Consider the following 1,138-nt stretch of genomic DNA (forward strand, 5'->3'; position numbering starts at 1 on the left):
CCATGGGCCAGGCGCACGAGCCACCCGCCGTCGGCATAGTGAGCGGCGAGCTGGGGCGACACCCCGAACTGGCTCAGGGTGGCAAGGTCGAACGGCGCCCCGCGGGGGAGTCCCGCCTGCAGTCGCTTGATTACCTGGTGCCGAGAATTTCCATCCATGTTATAAAAATAACACAGAATCCAATCGACCCCTAGAGCCATTGCAAGAACGTGCAGGGAAAGTAGCATAAGGTTTGATGTATCGTGCAGAATCTAATCGACCTGCGACCCGAGCCAACCCGGCTCTGCCGGCCGCAACCCGCCCTCCTGATCGCGGTCTATGCTGGAGGGCAGGCCACGACCGGCCGCTCCGCGAGGTGAGGCACCACTGAAGCCGAGGCATCTGAGCATGACCACCAACCCGCCCAACGGGCGCTGGAGCCACCGGCTGGGCCGGGGGGCTGGCCGTGCCTGGCGTGGATACCTGCGCCGCGAGCAGCGTGTCGCCGGCTGGCTGGTGACGCGCGGGGTGCCTGCGGGCGCGACCACGGCGGTGCTCTGGATCGTCAAGCTCGCCGTGCTCGGTGCGCTGCTCTACTCCGCGTTCTGGCTGGCCCTGCTGCTTGCCTTTGCGGTGACTGCTGCATGGCTCGTGCAGCACGACGACCCTGATCAAGAGGAACCGCAACCCGAGTGGAGGGAAGGCCCCAACGGCTTCGGGCTTTATGACAAGAGCGACTGGCGCATCGACCCGCATGTGACCGACGACGACTGAACGGCGGTCACTTCTTCGATACGGCGCTCATTGCCATACCAGCGCCACGCCCCCCAGCGCCCTTAGCGTCCGAGGTGGCGGTGGACAACCCCTGCACGATATTTCCCGTGCGAACGCCTGCCCAAGCCAATGCCATGACCCAAAACGTCGGCAGCACGATGAACATCATCGCCATGACGAAGTTGAGCAGCATGTCGCCAAAGGCGTTGTTCAAGCCGATCAGCGGATCGAAGTTCGTGTGCGGCCTGTCCGCGCCAAACCCCCAGCCGTAGAGCGCATCCAGGATCGTGCTGTCGATCCAGCGTGCGAGCTGGAACCAGAAGTCCACGAAGAACAGCGCGTTCTGGAAGCTGCTCACCGTCACCACCTTCTTCAGGTCGTAGTT

Annotated in this window: 3 protein-coding genes; 1 reads left to right on the forward strand and 2 read right to left on the reverse strand. The window is 63.7% G+C overall.

All coding sequences use genetic code 11. From position 1 onward, the window contains the following. Positions 1-158: AbiEi antitoxin N-terminal domain-containing protein (locus EV699_RS19755; RefSeq protein WP_207923033.1), on the reverse strand; the 158-nt coding region annotated here is incomplete at its 3' end. A 223-nt stretch (positions 159-381) separates the two neighbouring features. On the opposite strand from EV699_RS19755, the gene EV699_RS19760 reads away from it, so the two are divergent. After that, positions 382-753 (forward strand): DUF3742 family protein, encoded by a 372-nt coding sequence (locus tag EV699_RS19760; RefSeq protein WP_132546059.1) that lies wholly within the window; start codon positions 382-384, stop codon positions 751-753. 7 nt (positions 754-760) lie between these two features. Here the strand turns inward: EV699_RS19760 and EV699_RS19765 are convergent. Beyond that, positions 761-1,138 (reverse strand): conjugal transfer protein TraG N-terminal domain-containing protein (locus EV699_RS19765; RefSeq protein ID WP_165904219.1); only part of this gene is annotated, 378 nt, incomplete at its 5' end.

Origin of the sequence: Plasticicumulans lactativorans (assembly GCF_004341245.1) — a bacterium.
Taxonomy (GTDB): domain Bacteria; phylum Pseudomonadota; class Gammaproteobacteria; order Competibacterales; family Competibacteraceae; genus Plasticicumulans_A; species Plasticicumulans_A lactativorans.